This is a genomic window from Nonomuraea sp. NPDC059023, assembly GCF_042740095.1.
Classification (GTDB): Bacteria; Actinomycetota; Actinomycetes; order Streptosporangiales; family Streptosporangiaceae; genus Nonomuraea.
Map to the genome: position 1 here is coordinate 65954 of NZ_JBHYIO010000019.1, position 20177 is coordinate 86130.

Sequence of the window (20177 nt, forward strand, 5' to 3'; positions counted from 1 at the left end):
ATCGTTCATACTTGCTTGAGGCGGGTGCGGCGGACTTTGAGCCCGGCGGCCTCGCGGTCCCAGGTGTCGGGCGTGACGCCCTCGCGGCGCAGGCGCCGCTTCTCGATCTTGCTGGTGGGGGTCTTGGGCAGCTCGCCCAGCACGCGCACGTACCGGGGCACCATGAAGTGCGGGAGCCGTTCCAGGAGAAACTCCAGGAGGTCGCGCGGGTCGAGACGCGCGCCGTCGACGGGCGCCACGGCGGCGAGCACGTCGTCCTCCCCGTCACCGCTCGGCACCGCGACGGCCGCGGCCTCCCGGACCGACGGATGGCGCAGGATCTCCGCCTCGACCTCGCTGGAGGAGATGTTCTCCCCGCGCCGCCTGATCGCGTCCTTGATCCGGTCGACGAAGAAGTAGTCGCCGTGTTCGTCCCTGCGGAAGGCGTCGCCGGTGTGGAACCAGCCGTTGCGCCAGGCCGCCGCCGTCGCCTCGGGGGCGCCGAGGTAGCCGCTGGTCATCGCCCAGGGCAGGTCGGTGCGGATGACGAGCTCGCCGATCTCCCCCTGGGGGACCTCCTGGTCGTGGTCGTCGACCACGCGTACCTGGACGCCCGGCCGGGGCCGGCCGCAGCTGCCCGGGGTGGCCGGGTTGAGCTCGGAGACGAGCGGCACGCTCACCTCGGTCATGTTGAACACCGTGAGGATGTCGCAGCCGAAGCGGCGGGCGAACTCCCCCGCGTTGTCCGTGAGCGGGACCAGGTAGACCAGCCGGAGCGTGGTGTCGCGCTCGCCCGGCCGGGGCGGTTGCTTGAGCAGGAACGTCGCCATGACGCCGAGGAGCGTGCAGCAGGTGGCGCCGGTGCGCTCGATGACGTCCCAGAACGAGCTCGTGTCGAAGGACTCGGCCAGCACCACGGACGCGCCCACGATCAGCGCGCCCGCGATGTCCTGCAGCCCGCCGCCGTGGAAGATCGGCAGGCTGGTGAGGCAGCGGTCGTCGGCCGACAGGTGTTCCTCGACGGCGGTGACGGTGGCCCACAGGTGCACGTAGGAGGAGATCACGCCCTTGGAGGGGCCGGTGGTGCCCGAGGTGAAGATCACCGCGTACGGGTCCCACGGCTGGGCCGGGCACTCCTCGGGCTCGTCAAGCTCCTCGGGATGCAGTACGGCGACGCCGTGCGCACCAACCCCTGGCAGCGGCGCGCACGGGCCGCCGGCCACGACGACGTGCTCCACCCCGGGCAGGTCGAGGCCGGCCAGCCGGTCGGCCAGGTCCGCGTGCACGACGACGACCTTCGGCCGGACGAGCGTGAGCACGTGCGCCAGGATGTCGCCTCGGTAGGCGGTGTTGACGGGGACGAACACGGCGCCGAGCTGGTTGGCGCCGAACCACACGCGCAGGATCTCCGGCCCGTTGGGCAGCCACACGAGCACGTGGTCGCCCGCGGTCACCCCCAGGGAGCGCAGGCCGCTCGCGGCGGAGAGCGTCTCGTCCCAGGCGTCGCCGTACGTCCACGCCGTCCCGTCGGCGAAGGCGACGAAGGGCCGGTCGGGTTCCTGGCGTGCCCGATCCCGCAGAAGCAGCGGAAGCACGCACTGTTCGCGGGGTGGGAGCTTCGCTGTCATCGCTCTCCCTGAACGGTGGCAAATGTATGAACGTTTGTATAGCATGCTGCCATTCAGACAGACAATACCTGGCCAAATAACCCTCAGTTAGTCATGTACGATCGTTCATATTGAGGAGTCCCGGATGATCGAGAAGACCGCTGACGCCGTCGTGGTCGGCGGCGGCCTGTCCGGCCTCACCGCCGCCTACCGGCTGGCCTCCGGCGGCGTGGACACGGTCGTCCTGGAGGCGGGCGAGCGCGTCGGCGGCCGTGTGTGGAACATCCCCCTCGCCGGTGACAAGGCCACCGAGGCCGGCGCCATGTACGTGTGCGCGAGCCAGCGGGAGATCCTCACCCTCGCGGCCGAGCTGGGCGTCGAGCTCTTCCCCTCCTTCAAGGACGGCATCGGCGTCGCCCACCTCGGGGGCCGCCGCTTCGAGTACGCGAACGGCCTGCCCGACCTGCCCCAGGACGCGGTCCGCGAGTACGCCGGCGCGCTCAAGGCCATGGAGCGCATCGATCACGACGACCCGCGCCTCGATGCCATCGACCTCGCCGCCTGGCGGGACGAGCGGATCCACGACCCGCTGGCCAGGCAGTTGTTCGACTGCTCGGTCTCCGCGTGGTTCGCCGCGCCGCCGGACGAGATCTCCTTCGCCTACGCGCTGCACGCCACCGCCACCTGCGGGGGGATCCGGCCGATGCTGCGCGACCAGGACTCCGTGCTGAGGTTCGCCGCCGGGTCGCAGGCGCTGCCTGACGCGCTGGCGGCGTACCTGGGCGAGCGGGTGTGTCTCGGCGAGCCGGTCCGCGAGGTCGAGCGGGACGGGAGCGGCGTCGTGGTCGGCACGCCCGGCCTGCGCGTGCGGGCCCGCCGGGTGATCATGGCGATCGGGCCGGCCGCGACCGGGCCCGTCTCCTTCCGTCCCGGGCTGCCGCCCGCGCGTACGGCGCTGGCCGAAGGCTGGGTGCGGGGGCCGCTGATCAAGACCAACGTGGTCTACGACGAGCCGTTCTGGCGGAAGCACGGGCTCTCGGGCTCCGGGTTCACCGATCTGGGCGCGGTGCCCGGCTTCCTGGACGCCTCGCCGCCGGACGGCTCACCCGGGGTGCTCGCGCTCACCGCCTTCACCTTCTCCGAGCGGCATTTCCGCGGCAACCCGCCGGCCTTCTCCACCGACCATCAGGTACGGCGCGCCGCCACCCTGGAAGCCCTGGCCGCCTGCCTGGGTCCCGAGGCGGCCCGGCCGGTGGCGTACCTGGAGACCGACTGGCGGCGGCAGCCGTACGTCTTCGGCTGTCAGGGTGGGTTGCGGCCCGGCGCGCTCACCGCGGCGGGACCCGCGCCGCACGCGCCCGCCGGCGGCCTGCACTGGGCCGGGACGGAGAGCGCCGACCGGTGGACGGGCTGGATGAACGGCGCGGTCCAGGCGGGCGAGCGCTGCGCCCGCGAGGTCCTCGACCGGCTCTGAGGAGAGATCATGACCGAGATCCAGCCGTTCGGCGACGACCCGTCGGGCTACCGCGAGGTGCCCTTCGCCAGGAACCTCGCGGTGTCCTTCCCCATCGACACCGCGGGTTTCCTGCGCTTTTCCGAGGACGGGCAGTTGCTCGACTGGACGCTCACCTACGACGAGACGTTGTATGTCATCGAGGGCGAGCTGACCGTGACCGAGGGCGGGCGGGCCGTGCGGGTCGCCGCGGGGTCCGCGTGCTTCATCGGCGCGGGCGCGACGGTCGGCTATCAGGCGACCGCGGGCACCCGCGCCTTCTTCGTGATCCGCCCGCGAGTCATCCGTCCGCGGCCGTGAGACGCTCGCGCCTGACCCGGATGCCGGCCGCCTCGCGATCCCAGGTGTCCGCGGTGACCCCGGCGGCGCGCAACACGTGCTTGCGCACCTTGTTCGTCGGCGTCTTGGGCAGCTCGGCCACCACGCGGACATAGCGCGGCACCATGTAGTGCGGCATGTGCTCCACGCAGAAGGCCACGAACCCGGCGGGATCGACCGTCTGGCCGGGGACCGGCGCCACGACCACGAGCACCTCGTCCTCGCCGTGCTCGCTCGGCACCGCGACGGCGGCCACCTCCCTGACTCCGGGGTACGCGGCGGCGCCGGTCTCCAGCTCGAAGGAGGAGATGTTCTCGCCCCGGCGGCGGATGGCGTCCTTGACCCGGTCGACGAAGAAGTACTCGCCGTCCGGCTCACGGCGGAAGGCGTCGCCGGTGTGGAACCAGCCGTTGCGCCAGGCCGCCGCGCTGGCATCGGGCATCGCGTGGTAGCCGTGGTTCATGGCCCAGGGCGCGGCCGTCCTGACGATCATCTCGCCGGTCTCGCCGTCGGGCACCTCCCGGTCGTGGGCGTCCACCAGCCGCACCTCCACGCCGGCGCGCACCCGGCCGCAGGCCCCCGCCCTGTCCGGGTTGCGCTCCGACAGCAGCGGCGTGCTGACCTCGGTCATGTTGAACAGCGTGTAGACGTCGACGCCGAAACGCCGGGCGAAGGCTTGGGCGTTCTCCCCGAGCGGCACCATGCAGACGGTACGCAGCGGGTGGTCCCGGTCGTCCGGTCCCGGCTCGCGTGCGGCCAGGAACGAGGTCATGGCGCCCAGCAGCGTGCAGGCGGTGGTGCCCGTACGCCGGACCAGTTCCCAGAACGAGCGGGTGTCGAAGCCGTCCACCACCGCCACCGAGGCGCCGACGTACAGGGCCAGGGCGACGCCGATCGTGCCGCCGCCGTGGAAGAGCGGCAACTGGACCAGGTACCGGTCCCCCGCGTCGATGACGCCGGCCGAGGCGGCCACCGCCGTCGTCCACAGGTGCGCGTACGAGCACAGCACGCCCTTGCTCGCCCCGGTCGTGCCGGAGGTGTAGAGCACGCCGTAGGTGTCCCAGGGCCGCGGCGTGTACGTCGAGACCCGGCGCGGGGCGGCGGGGAGGTCACCGACCGGCACCGTGTCGAGGCCGGTGACCTCGGGCGCGGCGTGACCGGGGACCAGCACGGTACGCAGCGCCGCCGTCTCCACCGAGGCCAGCCTGGGCGCCAGGGTGGGATGGACGACCGCGAGCCGGGCGCCGGAGTTGGCCAGCACGTGCTCCAGGAACCTGCCGCGCAGGGCGGTGTTGACCGGCACGTACACGGCGCCGAGCTCGTTGAGCCCGAACCAGGTGCGCAGGGCGTCCGGCCCGTTGGGCAGCCAGGAGACGACGAGGTCGCCGGGCCGTACGCCGTGCTCGTGCAGGACCTCGGCCATGGCCAGGGTCTCGTGGAGCACCCGCGCGCCCGTCCACTCCTCGCCGTCCTGGAAGACGGCGAAGACCTCGCCGGGACGCTCCTCGGCGCGGCGGCGCAGCACCAAAGGCACCACGCACTCCGCGGCCTCCGGGGTGGTGGTGAAGGCGGTGCTCATGCCGCCGCCCCCAGCACGCGGGTGGCGTTGGTGTAAAGCCAGCGGCGCACGGTGCCCTCGTCGAGCGGCAGCGCGCGTACCTCGTCGGCCAGTTCGCCCGCGGACATCTCGTGCACCCAGCCGACGCTGCCGAACAGGACCTTGTTCCTGATCGTGGCCCGGCCGTGGGCCAGCAGCGGCTCCCAGCCGGAGCCCGGGGCCGCCATGTGCAGCGGCCGGTGGGTGGAGAACTCCAGGTAGACGTTGGGATGGCGCTGGCAGAGCGCGACCATCTCCATCATCCAGGGCCAGCCGCCGTGACCGGCGACGATCACCAGGTCCGGATGGGCCCGCGCGATCGCGTCCAGTTGCCGCCACGCGCAGTGGTCCACGGGCACCCGGGGCGAGAGGTTGTGCCCGGCGTGGATCCAGACCGGCACGCCCAGGCGCTCGGCCTCGGCGTAGACCGCCCGGCTGGCGGCCGAGAGCGGGTCGGCGACGTCGGTGAAGTGCGTCACCGACACCCCGCCCATGCCGAGGTCGCCGACGCACCTGCGCATCTCCTTGAGCGCCGCCTGCTCGTCGCGCAGGCTCAGCCCCGCCCAGGCGCGCAGCCGGTCCGGGTGGCGGCGGGCGAAGGCGGCCGCCCGGTCGTTGAGCAGCCCGCCCGAACGCAGCGGCGTCATGCCGCCGTGGATCACCTGCAGCGCCACCCCACCGGCGGCCAGGTCCTCCACGTACCGGTCGATGTCCACGTCCAGCCGGCCCGTGGACAGCAGCAGCCGCACCACCTCGTCCGGTCCGCGCCCCAGCGCCTTCTGGTACGCCGCGTGCTCGACCCCCGCCAGCCCGCAGAACCGCCGCCCGAACAGCCGCAGGTAGTTCGGGCAGTCGGCGGCGAACCAGCTCAGGTACGACTCCCACGACTCGGCGTCGAGCACGACCCCGGCCATGTCGATGACCGCGTTGTCACTCACTGGGCAGGCCCCTCAAGGATGGTGATGAGGCAGACGCATTCGCCGGGATCGCCGCCGATGTTCTGGGTGAGCGCGAGCCTGCGCCCGTTGTCGATCTGCCGTTCCCCGGCCTCGCCGCGCAGCTGCAGCCAGCTCTCGAAGATCATCCTGATGCCGGAGGCGCCGAGCGGGTGCCCGAACGCCTTCAGCCCGCCGTCCGGGTTGACCGGCAGCGCGCCGTCGCGGTCGAAGACCCCGCCCACCATGTCCTTCCAGGCGGTGCCGCGGGCGGAGAAGCCCAGGTCCTCCATCAGGACGATCTCGGTGATGGTGAAGCAGTCGTGCACCTCGGCGAAGGACAGCTCCGCCCGCGGGTCACGGATGCCCGCCTGCGCGTACGCGCTGCGCGCGGCGGCCACCGCCTCGGGGAAGGAGGAGAAGTCGTGGCCGGGGTCCATGGCGCCGGTACCCTGGCCGGCCGCCAGGGCCAGCGCCTTCACCAGGACGGGTTTGTCGGTGTAGCGGCGCGCGTCCTCGGTTCTGGTGATCACGACGGCGGCGGCGCCGTCGGCCAGCCCACCGCAGTCGAGCAGGCTCAGCTTCCCGGCCAGCAGCGGCTGCCGGTCGATCACCTCCTTGGGGATCTCCCGCTGGAAGTAGGCGCGGGGGTTGAGCGCGCCGTTGCGGTGGTTCTTCCACGCGACGTGGGTCATGGCCGCGCGCAGGTCGGCGTCGGCCACGCCGTGGCGCTGCGCGTAGCCGGTGGCCAGGTAGCCGAAGGTGCCGGGGGGCGTGTGCGGCACCGCCGTACCGTCGTCGAAGAACTCGAAGAACGGGATGCCGGCCTGTCCCGAGTCCATGACCTTCTCCACGCCGATCGCCATGACCACGTCGTACGCGCCGGCGGCCACGGCGTAGCAGGCGTTGCGGAAGGCGTCGGCGCCGGTGGCGCAGAAGTTCTCGACCCGGGTGACGGGCTTGTTGTCCAGCTTGAGCGGCTTGGACAGCGCGGTGCCCGCGTGCCCGGAGCCGAACGTGCCCAGCCAGAACGCGTCCACGTCGGCCAGGTCGATGCCCGCCGACGCGGCGGCCTCGTTGGCGGCGGCGATGAGCAGGTCGTCTGCCCCGGCGTCGCGGCGCTCGCCGAAACGTGTGCATCCGGCGCCCACCACGGCCACTCTGCCGGTGATTCCTCTGTCGGCCATCAGTACTGCTCCCCTCGTTCCGGGCGGGCCTTCCAGTAGTAGTTGTGCACGCCGTCGCGGCTGTGTGTCCTGCGTACGGCCATGCGCACCCGCAGCCCGGTCCGCGCGCTGTCCGGCACCGTGTCGGTGAACTCGCACTGCAGCCGGCCGCCGCCGTCGAAGTCGACGGTTCCGTAGACCAGCGGCGGGTTCGGCGACCAGGCAAGCCGGTCCACGGTGGCGATCGAGACGGTGGCGGGCATGCCGGCCACCGGGTCGGGCCGCATCTGGTCGAGCGCGCGGCAGGAGCCGCACACGCGCTGGGGCGGCAGGTGGCGGGTGTCGCAGGCGAGGCAGCGCGAGCCGACGAGGCCGAGCTTCCACGCGCCGATCCGCCGGGCGGCGGGGGCGGCGAGCTGGGGCGGCAGCGGGCGGCGCATGGGCTCGCGCGGCAGGAATCCGCGCCAGGTGGCGTAGGTGGCGTAGCTCAGGTCGTCGCTGGAGTGCTCGATCTGGGCGGCCGTCGGCCAGGCGCTGCGCCGCCGGGCGAGCAGGTCGGTGGTGCGGAACAGGAGCGCGTCGGCGCCTTCCGTCAGGACCACGAGCGCGATCACCTCGCCCGGTCCGGCCCGGTCCAGGATCGCGGCCAGGCGCAGCGCGAGGTGGGCGGTGCCGGTCTCACCGACCGAGTCGAGCAGGTCGTCGGCCGCCGCCCGCTCCTCGACGCCGGCGGCGGCGCGGACCGCGGCGGCGATCCGCCTGCTCGCACCGGTGACGACGAGGTGGTCGACGTCGGCCGCGGTCAAGCCGGCGGACTTCAGCGCCTCCTCCAGCACCAGCCGCCCGGCGGGCACGTGGACCTCCTCGACGAAGCGGTCCTCCCAGTGGCGGGAGTGCCGCTCGCCGGGCTCGCGCCAGCGGCTCAGGAACTCCTCGGTCCTGGCCGCGTCGCCGATCCACTCCGCCACGACCTCGCCATCTGTACCCACGACGAGCGCCGCGGCGCCGTCGCCGCCGTCGCGTTCGTCGGCGCCGCCGGGCAGGCCGGCACGGATGTCGGACAGGACGACGAGCGTGGGCGGGCCCGCGTGCAGTCCGGCCCGCAGGGCGCCGACGCCGGAGCGCACCGCGCCGCACATGTCGACCGCGGGCACGGAGGAATCGAGCGACAGCACCGCGTGTACGGCGGCGGCGTTGGATCTGTCCAGATACACCGGGTCCGCGGTGGCGAAGTAGAGACCCCGCACCGCCTCCGGCCCCGGCAGGCCGTGCAACGCCACCCTGGCCGCCTCCGCGCCCATGGTGGTGGTGTCCTCGTCGTAGGAGGCGACCGTCCTGGAGCCGGTCGCCGGCCTGGTGCCGAGCGCCTCCCCGATGCGCGAGCGGCGGATCCGGTGCGCAGGGAGGTAGCCCCCGTACGCCATGATTCCAGCCAAGATTGAACTCCTTGCTCTATGAACGTTCATTCATATTAAGCATTTGGAGCCGGGTTGGCCAGGGGCAGGCCCAGAAGAGCCGCCGCGTTGTCGTGCAGCCAGGCCCGCTCGTGCCGCTCCTCCAGGCCCAGCCCGCGCACGGCGGCGATCGAGCGCTCCTGGGTGGAGGCGTGGGTCCAGGCCGCGCTGCCGAACACCACCCGGCGGCGCAGCGCCCCCCGCAGATGGAACAGCAGCGGCTCCCACCCGGAGCCGGGGACCGCCATCGCCCGCGGGTCGTGCCCCGAGGTGTCGAGATAGACGTTGGGCTGGCGCATCATCACCGCCACCAGCTCTCCCACGTACGGCCAGCCGCCGTGCCCGGCCACGACCGGCATCTCCGGATAGCGCCCGGCGACCAGGTCCAGCTCGGCCGGGGTGGTCATCGGGCTGGTGCGCGACAGGTTCAGCCCGCAGTGCAGCCACAGCGGCAGCCCCAGGCCGGCGACGTGCCGGTAGACCAGGTGACTCGCGGGGTCGTCGGCGGGCACGCCCGCGGCGAAGGGCAGCATGACCACCCCGCGCATGCCGAGCGCCACGCACCGGTCGATCTCGGCGACCGCCGCGGCGGGGTCACGCGCGTCGACGCCGCACCAGCCGCTCAGCAGGTCCGGATGCCGGGCGGCGCGCTCGGCCACCCGGTCGTTCACGCTCTCGCCGCCGGGCAGGCGGTAGGGGGAGCCGTGCAGAACCTGGTGGCGGACGCCGGCGGCGCGCAGCCGTTCCACGTGGGCGCCGGGGTCGACGGCCAGCCCGTCCGCCAGCGCGGCGAGGGCCGGCCCGGGGTCGCGGGCGAGCTGTTCGCGGGTGCGCGCGGGGTCGAGGCCGGCCACCACGCTCATGGCGCCCGCCAGGAACTCCAGGAAGTGCGGCGCGTCCGCCGACAGCCCGCGCAGCAGCGCCAGCCATGAGCCGGAGTCGTGGACGCCGTCACAGATGTCGATGACCGGCTGATCTGTATGAACACTCATTTATATGATGGTGGCAGAAAGGGGCCGACATGGACAGACGGATCTCGGGACGGCTCGTGCACGCCTGCCTCGCCGGCGCCCGCCGCCGCGGCCTCGACGTCGGCCGGGCGCTCGCCCGCTCGGACATCGAGCCGGAGGCCCGCACGGTCACCACGCGGCAGTACGCCCGCCTGGTCCGGCACCTCTGGACCGCCCTCGACGACGAGTTGCTCGGGTTCGGCCCGGCCCCGAGCCGGCTCGGCACCTTCGCGACCATGGCGGCGCTCGCCGTGCACGGCCACGACCTGCGCACCGCGCTGCTGCGCGGGGCCGCCTTCTACGACCTGTTCGCCATCGGGGTGACGATCAGGCTGGTGGAGAGCGGGCCGGAGGCGCGGCTGGAGTTCACGCTGACCGGGTTCCCCCAGCCCGCCGATCACCTGGTCGAGCTCGTGCTGGGGGCGTGGCATCGGTTCGCGAGCTGGCTGGTAGGGGGCGGGCTGGAGCTGCGGCGGGCGGAGTTTCCGCATGGGCGGCCGCCGTACGTGCTGGAGTACGACGCCTTCTACGGGTGCGGGTGCCTGTTCGGGCGGGCGCGGCCCGCGATCGGGTTCGACCGGGCGGCGCTCGACCGGCCGGTGCTGCGCGACGAGGCGGCGCTGACGCCGTTCCTGCGGCGCTACCCGGCCGAGCTGGTCGAGCGCGGGGACTACTCGGGCGACGTCGCCGGGCAGGTCAGGAGGGTGCTCGCCGAGGGCGGTCCTGACCTGGCCTCGACCGCCGCCCGGCTGGCCGTCAGCCCCGCCGGCCTACGGCACCGCCTGCGCGCCGAAGGCACCTCCTACCAGCGCGTACGCGACCGGTTCAGGCGGGACGCCGCGGTGTCCGCGCTGGCCCGCGGCGACCTGTCCATCGAGGAGCTGAGCAGGCGGCTCGGGTTCTCGGAGCCGAGCGCGTTCCACCGCGCGTTCAAACGCTGGACCGGCACCACCCCGCGCGCCTACCGGCCATAAGACCGCTGGGACACCAGGGTCAGGGATCGCGGACGGCAGGGTCATTGGCCGGATCCGCCGCCGTTCCTAGCGTCGGGACCGTGGAAGCCCTCATCTTCGACGCCGTGCGCACGCCGCGCGGCCTCAGCAAACGCGGCGCGCTGCGCGGCATCCGCCCCGTCGACCTCGCCGCGCAGGTCCTGCGCGCCCTGGCCGACCGCAACCACCTGGACGGCCCGCAGGTCGACGACGTCATCCTCGGCTGTGTCAGCCCCGTCGGCGAGCAGGGCAGCGACATCGCCCGCATCGCCGCCCTCGTGGCCGGGCTCGACCTCGACACCCCCGGCGTACAGATCGACCGGTTCTGCGGATCGGGCCTGGAGGCGGTGAACCTGGCGGCCATGAAGATCCGGTCGGGGTTCGAGGACCTGGTGGTGGCGGGCGGCGTGGAGTCGATGTCCCGCGTGCCCATGGGCTCGACCGGCGGCGCCTGGATGGACGATCCGGAGACGGCGCTGCGTACCGGGTACGTGCCGCAGGGCGTGGCCATCGACCTGCTGGCGACGCTGGAGGGCTACACCCGCGAGGAGGTGGACGCCTACGCGCTGTCGTCACAGCGCCGTGCCACGCGGGCCAGGGACAAGGGGTACTTCGACCGCTCGCTCGTCGCGGTGACCGGTGCCGACGGCCTCGCCGTACTGGATCATGACGATGCGATCAGGCCCCGGACCACGATGGAGGGGCTGGCCGGGCTGTCGCCGAGCTTCGCCCAGGCGGGCGAGACGTTCGACGCGGTCGCCATCGGCCGCTACCCGCAGGTCGAGCGGGTCGAGCACATCCACACGGCGGGCAACTCCTCCCAGATCGTGGACGGCGCCGCCGCCATGCTGATCGGCGGCGCGGCCGCGGGCGAACGGCTGGGCCTCACGCCCCGCGCCAGGATCGTCGCGACCGCCGTGGTCGGCACCGAGCCGACGCTGATGTTCACCGGCCCGGTCCCCGCCACCCGCAAGGCGCTGGCCAGGGCCGGCCTCACGCTCGACGACATCGACCTCTTCGAGGTCAACGAGGCGTTCGCGGCCGTGGTGCTCAAGTACGCCCGCGACCTGGACCTCTCCCCCGACCGGATCAACGTCAACGGCGGCGCGATCGCGCTCGGGCACCCGCTCGGCGCCACCGGCTGCATCATCCTCGGCACCCTGCTGGACGAGCTGGAGCGCCGGAACCTGAGGCGCGGCCTGGCCACCCTGTGCGTGGGCGCCGGCATGGGCATCGCCACGATCATCGAGAGGGACGTGTGATGGCGATCGGCTACCACCGCGATGACGACGGCATCGTCACGCTCACGCTCGACCGGCACGACCGCCCGGTCAACACGCTCGACGCCGCCTTCGGCACCGCCCTGACCGGGGCGCTCGACCGCCTGGAGTCGGAGCGCGAGCACGTCACCGGCGTCATCGTCGCCTCGGCGAAGTCCACCTTCGCCGTCGGCGCCGACCTCGACCAGGTCCATGCCCTCACCCCCGCGGACGCGCCCGGGTTCGCCGGGCAGCTCGACCGGACCAAGGACGCCTTCCGCAGGCTGGAGCGCCTCGGCCGGCCCGTAGTGGCCGCGATCGGCGGGACCGCGCTCGGCGGCGGGCTGGAACTGGCCCTCGCCTGCCACCACCGCCTCTGCGCCGACGACCCGGCGATCCGCCTCGGCCTGCCCGAGGTCACGTTCGGGCTGCTGCCCGGCGGTGGCGGGGTGGTGCGGGCCGTCCGCCTGCTGGGCCCCGCCGCCGCCCTGCCCCTGCTCATGGAGGGAGAACGGCTGCCGCCCCACCGGGCGCTCGACGCCGGGCTCGTGGACCGGCTCGTCCCGGCCCGCGAACTGATCGGGGAGGCCCGCGCGTGGATCGCCGCCCACCCCGAAGCCACGCAGCCGTGGGACGACCCCGCGCACCCGGCCCCCGCCGCTCCCCCGCGTTTCTTCGAGACCGCCGCCGCCCGCCTGTACGCCAGGACCCACGGCACCCTGCCCGCCCAGGAGCGGATCCTGGCCTGCGTGGCGGAGGCCGTCCGGGTGGACGTCGACACCGCCCTGCGTACCGAGACCCGGCACCTGGTCGCGCTCGCCACCGGCCAGGTGGCCAAGAACCTGATCGGCTGCCACTGGTACGCCCGCAACGAGGTCACCAGGCGGGCCCGGTCCACCGGCGGGGTCCGGCGGCTCGGCGTGATCGGCGCCGGGATGATGGGCGCCGGGATCGCGGCGGTCGCCGCCGCCGCGGGCATCGAGGTGGTACTCACCGACGTGAACGCGGAGGCGACCGAGCGCGGGCACGACGAGGTCGTACGCCGGCTGCGGCGGCAGGTCGCCCAGGGCAGGATGAGCGCCGCCGCCTGCGGCACGGCCGTCGACCACCTCGCCGGGCCCGGCACCGAGATCGCCGGGTGCGACCTCGTGGTCGAGGCCGTCTTCGAGGACCGCGCGCTCAAACGCCGCGTGCTGGCCGGAGCCGAGGACGGCACCGCGGTGCTCGCCTCGAACACCTCCACGCTGCCGATCACCGGGCTGGCCGAGGGCCTGCGGGCCCCCGGTGACCTGGTGGGCCTGCACTTCATCTCGCCGGTGGAGCGCGTACCCCTGCTGGAGGTCGTGCGCGGCGAGCGGACCGGGGACGCCGCGCTCGCGCTGGCCTTCGCCTTCGCCCGGCAGATCGGCAAGACGCCGATCCTCGTCAACGACGGTCCCGGTTTCTACACTTCGCGGGTGTTCGTCTCCTACACCGCCGAGGGCGCGGCCATGCTCGCGGAGGGCGTTCCGGCGGCGCTCGTGGAGAACGCCGCCCGCCGGGCGGGCATGGCCGTGGGCCCGCTGGCCGTCAGCGACGAGGTCGCCCTGGCCACCATGCTCAGGGTGCGCCGCCAGAACGAGGCGGACGCGGCGGCCGACGGCCGCGAGCTGGGCCACGCGACCGCCTACGGCGTCTTCACCTGGATGGTCGAGGAGATGAACCGGCCGGGCCGGGCCGGAGGCGGCGGCTTCTACGACTACCCCGATCGGGCGCGCAAGCGCCTGTGGCCGGGGCTGGCCGAGCGCTTCGGCGGCGACCGGCCGATCCCCGAGCGGGATGTGCGCGAGCGGCTGCTGTTCGCGCAGGCGCTGGAGAGCGTGCGCGCCCTGGAGGACGGAATCCTGACCTCCACCGCCGACGCGAACGTCGGCAGCGTGCTCGGCCTCGCCTTCGCGCCGTGGTCGGGCGGCACACTCCAGTTCGTCAACCAGTACGGCCCGCGCGCCTTCACCGAACGCGCCGACCGGCTGGCCGACGCCTATGGCGAGCACCTGCGCCCGCCGTCCCTGCTACGGGGTCGGACCGAGCCCTTCTGACAGGACGGGCAGTTCCAGCCGCGACGGATACAGCACGCTGTGGTGCACGGTCTGGTGGGCGACCACCCCGGCGGCGTCGGAGCCGACCGGCTCGCCGGTGTTCATGTTGCGGTCGTAGGCGGGGAAGTCGCTGCTGGTGATCTCCAGGCGGACGCGGTGCCCGGCCGGGAATCGCCACGCGGTGTGGCCGAGGCCGATGGTGTACTCCTCGACCGTTCCCGGCTCCAGGAGTTGCTCGATGTCCGGTCCGTGCCGGTGGCGGGCGCGTTGCACGCCACCGGCCGCGGCCAGCGCGCGGCCGTCGGGGAAGACGTCGACGAGCTTGGCGGTGAAGTCGGTGTCGCGGGCCGACGACGCCGCGAACAGCCGTACCGACACCTGGCCCGCCACGTCGAGCGGTTCGTCCAGGACGGGCGAGGTGTAGCACAGCACGTCGGGGCGCTCCTCCAGCCGGGAGCGGTCGAGCGGGCCCGGCACCAGCCGGCCCAGGTTGACCACCCGGCCGCCGCGGGTGGGGACGGGGTCGTCCGGGTCGTAGGCGTAGTGGTCGGGGTGCTCGTCCGCCGGAGGCTGGGCGCCCAGGCGGCCGTCGTCCGCCAGGTACAGCGTCCTGAGCTCGCCCGGCGGCGGCCACCGGTCCGCGTCGCGCCACTCGTCGGCGCCCATGAGGAAGTACCGCACGGCGGGCGCCGCGGACGGGGCGCCCCGCACGTGTTCGTCGAAGAAGGCCAGGTGCTGGGCGGACAGGCCGAGCACCGTGGCGTCGCCGCGGGCGGAGAAGCTGACCTCGCCCTGGCAGTAGCCGAGCCGGCCGTCGTGCGACCAGGGGCCCACGATGAGCCGGTGCCGGTCGCCGTGGATCGCGCGCAGGCGCAGGAAGCTCTCGATGGTGGAGTCGCAGTGGTTGTCGAACCAGCCGGTGACGCTCAGGGCGGGCACCTCGACGGCCTCGTAGGCGAACGACTCGGCGATGCCCGGCGTGCCGTACGCCAGCATCTTCCCCACGTCGAGCGGGAAGCCCGGCACCGCGGCGAACTGCGGCAGGTCCTTCAGCGGCAGCGTGCGCAGGGCGGCGGCCGGGTCGGTGGCGAACTCCCACAGCTCGTAGGCGGCGCCGGGGTCGGCGGGACGCCCGGCGGCCCGCTCGCGCTCCAGCCAGTCCATGGCCATGAACGCCAGCCACGCCATGACCTCGTTGACCCGCATGACGCCGCCGGCGGCGCGGTCGAGTTCGGCGCTGCTGGTCATCCCGGGCGCGATCGCGCGCAGGTGCGGCGGGCGTTCGGCGGCGCCGAGCAGTTGCACGATCCCGAGGTAGGAGGCCCCGGCCATGACGACGTTGCCGTCGCACCACGGCTGCGCCGCGGCCCATTCGACGCTGTCGTGGGTGTCGCGGGCCTCCTGCTCGGCCATGAAGATCGTCCACTCGCCGTCGGAGCCCGCCCGGCCGCGCGTGTCCTGCACGACGCAGGCGTAGTCGCCCTGCACGCACTCCAGCGGGCGCAGGAAGTCGTTGTTGGTCCCCGTCCGTCCGTACGGCGTGCGGATCAGCACGGCGGGGCGGCGGCGCCCGTCGTCCGGCATCCAGACGTCGCCGCGCAGCACGACGCCGTCGCGCATGGGCATCTCCGCATCGCGCACGATGGTGATCGGGGCCTTCACAGCACGGCCTTGTAAACGGCCTCGACCAGCGACTTGACCCGGAAGTCGCCGCCTTCCAGCAGCTCGGAGCCGCGGTTGGGCACGTAGCCGAACCCCAGCCCGCGCTCGGGGTCGGCGAAGGCGAACGAGCCGGTGGCGCCGCTGCCGCCGAACAGGCCCTTGAGGTGCTCGGGCGCGGGCCAGAAGGGCCCGCCGGGAACGAGGAAGCCGAGCCCCCAGGCGGTGCGGACCTTGAGGAGTTCGTCGATGCCGTCCGACTCCGGGGTACGGATCTTGTCGAGCAGCCAGGGCGAGAAGAGCCGGACGCCGTCGACCTCGCCGATCATGGCGGCGAAGTAGCGGGCCAGGGAGTGGGCGGAGGCGACGCCGTCCATGGAGGGGCTCTCCACCTGGTAGGTGCGGGGGTTGTTGGAGTCGTCCCACTCCTGGGTGACGCTGCCGTAGAACGCGCGGAAGCTCAGGGTGTCCGGGTCGCCGAGCGCCTGGACGAAGTCCGCCATCTCCGGCACCTGCATGCCGAGCTGGACGGACTGCTCGTCCGGCAGGACCATCTTGGCCAGCCGGGGCAGCGCGGCGTCGGGCACGCGGACGTAGCAGTCGAGGCCGAGCGGGCCGGTGATCTCCGCTTCGAGGAACGCGCTCAGCGTCATCCCGGACACGCGGCGGACGATCTCCCCTGCGAGGTGGCCGATGGTGACGCCGTGGTAGCCGTGCCGGGTGCCGGGCGGCCATTCCGGGGCGGCCGCGGCGAGGGTCTCGGTGATCGGGGTCCAGTCGCGCAGGTCCTCCCAGGTGACCGGGCGCATGTGCATGCTGGGCAGTCCGGCGCGGTGGGCGAGCAGGGTGCGGACGGTGATGCCGCTCTTGCCGTTCTGGGCGAACTCGGGCCAGTAGCGGGTCACCGGCGCCTCCAGGTCCACCTCCCCGCGTTCGACCAGCCGCAGCAGCGCGCCCGACGCGAACGTCTTGCAGGTGGAGGCGATGGCGGCCAGCGTGTCCCGTTCCCAGGGGCGGTGGGTGGCGGGGTCGGCCTCGCCGCCCCACAGGTCGACGACGGGGCGGCCGTGCCGGTAGACGGCGAGCCCGGCGCCGACCTCGCCGCTGTCGGTGAAGTTGCGCTCGAACGCCTCGCGGACGGCCTCGAAACCGGGGGCGGCGGTGCCTTGGACATGGGTCATGGCGGATTCCTTCCACGTCTCTACCGACCGGTCGGTCGATACAACGACAATATCGACCGACCGGTCGGGCGGCAACTGTCGGGGTCGCCGGGCGGCCTGCCTACCCAGCGCGTTCGAGCAGGGCCCGCACCTCGTCCGCCTCGGGCACGCCGAGCTCGCCGTACAGGTCAAGGGCCAGCCGCCCGTGCTCGCGGGCCTGGCCGGAGTGCCCCAGCGTGAGGTGGGCGCGGGCCAGGCCGTCGTGCGCGCGGGCCTGCTCAGGCCGGTTGCGGGAGGCGTCGGCCAGCGCGAGCGCCGCCGCGTGCTCCTCGACCGCCCGTGCGGGATCGTCGGCCGCCTCGGCCAGCCCGTTGAGCGCGGTCGCCTCGTCGGTGATGTTGCCCAGCTTGCGGTAGAGCGCGGCGGCCTCCTGGTGCCGGGTGCGCGCCTGGTCGAGCAGGCCCTGGTGGCGCGCGACGACGCCGAGGTGGTTGAGCACCAGCGCCTCGCCGCCCGGGTTGCCGATCTTGCGGTGCAGCGCCAGCGCCACGTCGAGGTGCCTGCGGGCCTCCTCCTGGCGCCCGGCCCGGTCGAGGACGAGGGCGAGGTAGCCGAGGACGTGGGCCTCTCCCCACGTGTCCGCGCCGATGCGGGTCAGGTCAAGCGCCCGCTTGAGGTACTGCTCCGCCTGCTCGTCCTGGCGCCTGCGCTGGGCGACGTTGCCCAGGGTCAGCAGGGCCCGCGCCTCCTCGTGCGGCTGCTCGCACGCCTCCAGCGCCTGGTTCGCGTGCGCCTCCGCCTGCTCGTAGCGGCCGAGGCGCCAGTACGTCCAGGACAGGTCGGTCAGCGCCTGCGCCTCGAAGCCGTGGCTGCCGAGCTTGCGACTGCGCCGCAGGACCAGGTCGTGCAGGGTCAGGGCGTCGTCGTGGTGCGCCTGCCGGTCGAGGTACGGCCGCAGCGCCAGGCCCATGAACCCGAGGCAGACCTCCGGGCCGTGCAACGCGGTCACGATGATGTTGGAGCGCTCGGCGTCGAGCCAGGTGAGCGCCTCATCGGCGTCGCGGATGGGCGGAATCGGGGACTGCGGCTGCGGGATGCCCTCGCGCTGCACGATGCTGTCGGGGAAGAGCCGGTCCATCGCCGCCCGCGAGCGGTGCAGGTAGTAGACGAGCAATTGCAGGATCGCGCCGTCGTCGGCGCCGAGCGAGCGGGCGTGCTCGCGCAGCAGGTCGTGGAAGGTGTACCTGCCGGGTTCGAGCTGCAGGAGCATGTGGGCGTCCAGCAGGCTTTCGAGCAGTTCCTCCGCCTCGTCCTCGGGAATCCCGGCCAGGGCGGCGGCGCCGTTCGGGTCGATGTCGCGGCCGGGGACCAGCCCGAGCAGGCGGAACATCCGCTGCTCGTCCTCGTGGAGCTGCTCGTAGGAGATGCTGAACGCGGCCGACACCCCGTCCAGCAGCCGTCGCTGGTCGCGCAGTTTGCCGGCCAGGTAGGCGACCGTCCAGCGCTGGCGGTGCTGCAGGCGGGCCGCCGAGATCCGGATGGCGAGCGGCAGGTATCCGCACAGCTCCAGCACCTCGCGGACCGCGTCGGGTTCGTCCCGCGCGCGGTCGCCGACGATCCGGCCGAACAGCTCGACGGCGTCGCGCTCGCCCAGGACCTCGACGGACAGGGCGCGGGCGCCGTCCAGGCCGACCAGTCGCCGCCTGCTGGTGACCAGGACCAGGGTGTCCGAGCCGCCGGGCAGCAGGGGGCGTACCTGGTCGGCGTCGAGGGCGTTGTCGAGAACGACGAGCACCCGGCGGCCGGCCAGCTCGGCCCGCCACAGGGCGCTGCGCTCGGCCGGGGTCGCCGGGATCTGGTCGACGGGCACGCCAAGCTGGCGCAGCAGGGCCTCCAGCGCGGCGGCGGAGTCGACCGGCGTACTGCCCGCGGTGTGGGCCTGCAGATCGAGGAAGAGCTGGCCGTCCGGGTAGCGGCCGGTCAGCTGGTGCGCCACGTGTACGGCGAGCGCGGTCTTGCCGATCCCGGCCATGCCGTCGATCGTGACGAGCGCCGCCTCCTGCTCGTCGGCGAGCCGTTCCAGCTCAGCGGTACGTCCGGAGAAATCCGGAATGTCGTAAGGCAGGAAGGTCCGCCGCGGCGGCGCGGCCGGTGCCGGCGGCTGGACGGGTTCGGCGGCCTCGGCCAGGCGCAGCGAAGGATCGTCGTTCAGCACCGCCCGCTCCAGCTCGGCGAACACGTGCCCGGGGTCCAGCCCCTGCTCGTCGGCCAGCGCCGTACGGTAGGCGCGCGCCGCGGCCAGGGCGTCGGCCTGCCGGCCCGAGCGGTGCAGGGCCAGGACCAGGTGGCCGTTCAGCTTCTCCCTGATCGGGTTGGCGGTGACCTGGGCGGCCAGGTCGTCGAGCAGTTCCGCGTGGCGACCGGCGGCCAGTTCGGTCTCGGCCAGGCGTTCGTAGGCGGTCAATCGCCGGTCGTTCCAGAGGTCGCGGGCTCCGGCGACATAGTGCGCGTGCACGTCCTCCAGGGCTTCGCCGTTCCACAGCTTCAGCGCCCCGCGCAGGTCGCCGAGCGTCACCAGTTCGGTGAACTCCTGCGCGTCCACCTGACCCTGCGCCGGGTTCACGACGTAGCCGCCGGCGCGGGTCTCCAGCAGGTCGCCGTCGCCCGCGCCGCGCAGCGCCTTGCGGATCGCGGTGATCGAGGCGTGGACCTGTGAGCGGGCGGTGTCGGGCTGGTCGTAGCCCCACATGGCCTCGATCAGCCGGTCGATGCTGATGACCCGTCCGGCATTCAGCAGAAGATAGGCCAGCACCGCGCGATGACGCGGGGCGATGCCCGCGAGCGGACCCCCGTCGACGATCACCTGGACCGGCCCGAGAAGCGTAAACCGCACCATTGTCACCCCATCGTCGACGCATAGCGAATGTATCAACTCGGGCGACCAATCTGTTCTCACAGCAACAACGACGAAAGAGGACAAAATGGAAGCCCGGATGAAGAACCCCGCGACGATCATTCCCGCCGCGATGAAGCCGATCATGGAGCTGATGAAGGCCGCGCAGTCGCAGGGCCTGCCCCAGGAACTGCTGGAGATGATCCACCTGCGCGTCAGCCAGGTCAACGGGTGCAGCTTCTGCGTCGACGCCGGCCTCAAGAACCTGCGCAAGCTCGGCGAGAGCGACGACCGCATCGGCCTGGTCGCCGCCTGGCGCGAGGCGCCGTACTACACCGACTCCGAGCGGGCCGCGCTGGCGCTGGCCGAGGCCGCCACCCGGCTGGCCGACCGCCCCGATTCCGTCTCCGACGAGATCTGGAACGACGCCGCCGACCACTTCGACGAGCAGCAGCTCGCCGCGATCCTGCTCATGATCGCCACCACGAACCTCTTCAACCGCCTCAACGCCCCGATCCGCCAGGTCGCCGGCACCTGGTAAAACCCCGTTCGGAGCT

At 73.2% G+C, this 20177-nt stretch carries 15 protein-coding genes; 6 read left to right on the top strand and 9 right to left on the bottom strand.

Annotation, left to right across the window (positions count from 1 at the left end; translation table 11 throughout):
* Window positions 1-5: 5 nt before the first annotated feature.
* A complete protein-coding gene (locus ACFWYW_RS29940; protein ID WP_379614278.1) occupies window positions 6-1607 on the bottom strand; it encodes an AMP-binding protein in 1602 nt (533 codons plus the stop codon).
* Window positions 1608-1731: 124 nt separating this feature from the next.
* Between ACFWYW_RS29940 and ACFWYW_RS29945 the strand changes: the two genes are divergently transcribed.
* Window positions 1732-3060: a flavin monoamine oxidase family protein gene (locus ACFWYW_RS29945; RefSeq protein WP_379614280.1), complete on the top strand. Its 1329-nt coding sequence runs from the start codon at window positions 1732-1734 to the stop codon at window positions 3058-3060.
* A 9-nt stretch (window positions 3061-3069) separates the two neighbouring features.
* Complete coding sequence (locus tag ACFWYW_RS29950; RefSeq protein WP_379614282.1) at window positions 3070-3399, top strand: cupin domain-containing protein; 330 nt, start codon at window positions 3070-3072, stop codon at window positions 3397-3399.
* Here ACFWYW_RS29950 and ACFWYW_RS29955 read toward each other — a convergent pair.
* Genes ACFWYW_RS29955 through ACFWYW_RS29975 form a run of 5 tightly spaced genes read right to left on the bottom strand, consistent with a single transcriptional unit; the run spans window position 3380 to window position 9561 of the window.
* Window positions 3380-4996, bottom strand: a complete 1617-nt coding sequence (locus tag ACFWYW_RS29955; protein WP_379614284.1) for an AMP-binding protein — start codon at window positions 4994-4996, stop codon at window positions 3380-3382. The two genes, ACFWYW_RS29950 and ACFWYW_RS29955, sit on opposite strands and share 20 nt — an antisense overlap.
* Window positions 4993-5952 (bottom strand): amidohydrolase family protein, encoded by a 960-nt coding sequence (locus ACFWYW_RS29960; RefSeq protein ID WP_379614286.1) that lies wholly within the window; start codon window positions 5950-5952, stop codon window positions 4993-4995. The genes ACFWYW_RS29955 and ACFWYW_RS29960 overlap by 4 nt, the downstream gene beginning before the upstream one ends.
* The gene (locus tag ACFWYW_RS29965) at window positions 5949-7136 is read right to left on the bottom strand and encodes an acetyl-CoA acetyltransferase (RefSeq protein WP_379614288.1); all 1188 of its coding nucleotides are present in this window, start codon (window positions 7134-7136) and stop codon (window positions 5949-5951) included. The genes ACFWYW_RS29960 and ACFWYW_RS29965 overlap by 4 nt, the downstream gene beginning before the upstream one ends.
* Window positions 7136-8551: an OB-fold domain-containing protein gene (locus ACFWYW_RS29970; protein WP_379614290.1), complete on the bottom strand. Its 1416-nt coding sequence runs from the start codon at window positions 8549-8551 to the stop codon at window positions 7136-7138. The genes ACFWYW_RS29965 and ACFWYW_RS29970 overlap by 1 nt, the downstream gene beginning before the upstream one ends.
* 35 nt (window positions 8552-8586) lie before the next feature.
* Window positions 8587-9561 (bottom strand): amidohydrolase family protein, encoded by a 975-nt coding sequence (locus ACFWYW_RS29975; protein ID WP_379614292.1) that lies wholly within the window; start codon window positions 9559-9561, stop codon window positions 8587-8589.
* A 29-nt stretch (window positions 9562-9590) separates the two neighbouring features.
* Here ACFWYW_RS29975 and ACFWYW_RS29980 point away from each other — a divergent pair, with 29 nt between their 5' ends.
* From ACFWYW_RS29980 to ACFWYW_RS29990, 3 genes are all read left to right on the top strand, one after another.
* On the top strand, window positions 9591-10553 hold the full coding sequence (locus tag ACFWYW_RS29980) for an AraC family transcriptional regulator (RefSeq protein WP_379614294.1): 963 nt from the start codon (window positions 9591-9593) through the stop codon (window positions 10551-10553).
* Window positions 10554-10633: 80 nt separating this feature from the next.
* Window positions 10634-11833, top strand: coding sequence for an acetyl-CoA C-acetyltransferase (locus ACFWYW_RS29985; protein WP_379614296.1), 1200 nt, complete (start codon window positions 10634-10636; stop codon window positions 11831-11833).
* On the top strand, window positions 11833-13908 hold the full coding sequence (locus ACFWYW_RS29990) for a 3-hydroxyacyl-CoA dehydrogenase NAD-binding domain-containing protein (RefSeq protein ID WP_379614298.1): 2076 nt from the start codon (window positions 11833-11835) through the stop codon (window positions 13906-13908). Before ACFWYW_RS29985 ends, ACFWYW_RS29990 begins: the two co-directional genes overlap by 1 nt.
* On the opposite strand, the gene ACFWYW_RS29995 is transcribed toward ACFWYW_RS29990, so the two are convergent.
* The 3 genes from ACFWYW_RS29995 to ACFWYW_RS30005 form a co-directional block, all read right to left on the bottom strand.
* Entirely contained in the window at window positions 13882-15570 is a 1689-nt protein-coding gene (locus ACFWYW_RS29995) for a CocE/NonD family hydrolase (protein WP_379614300.1), read from the bottom strand. The genes ACFWYW_RS29990 and ACFWYW_RS29995 overlap by 27 nt on opposite strands.
* Entirely contained in the window at window positions 15567-16748 is a 1182-nt protein-coding gene (locus tag ACFWYW_RS30000; RefSeq protein WP_379614302.1) for a serine hydrolase domain-containing protein, read from the bottom strand. The genes ACFWYW_RS29995 and ACFWYW_RS30000 overlap by 4 nt, the downstream gene beginning before the upstream one ends.
* A 100-nt stretch (window positions 16749-16848) precedes the next feature.
* On the bottom strand, window positions 16849-19623 hold the full coding sequence (locus ACFWYW_RS30005) for a tetratricopeptide repeat protein (RefSeq protein WP_379614304.1): 2775 nt from the start codon (window positions 19621-19623) through the stop codon (window positions 16849-16851).
* 97 nt (window positions 19624-19720) lie between these two features.
* On the opposite strand from ACFWYW_RS30005, the gene ACFWYW_RS30010 reads away from it, so the two are divergent.
* The gene (locus ACFWYW_RS30010) at window positions 19721-20161 is read left to right on the top strand and encodes a carboxymuconolactone decarboxylase family protein (protein WP_379614306.1); all 441 of its coding nucleotides are present in this window, start codon (window positions 19721-19723) and stop codon (window positions 20159-20161) included.
* The last annotated feature ends 16 nt before the right edge of the window (window positions 20162-20177 follow it).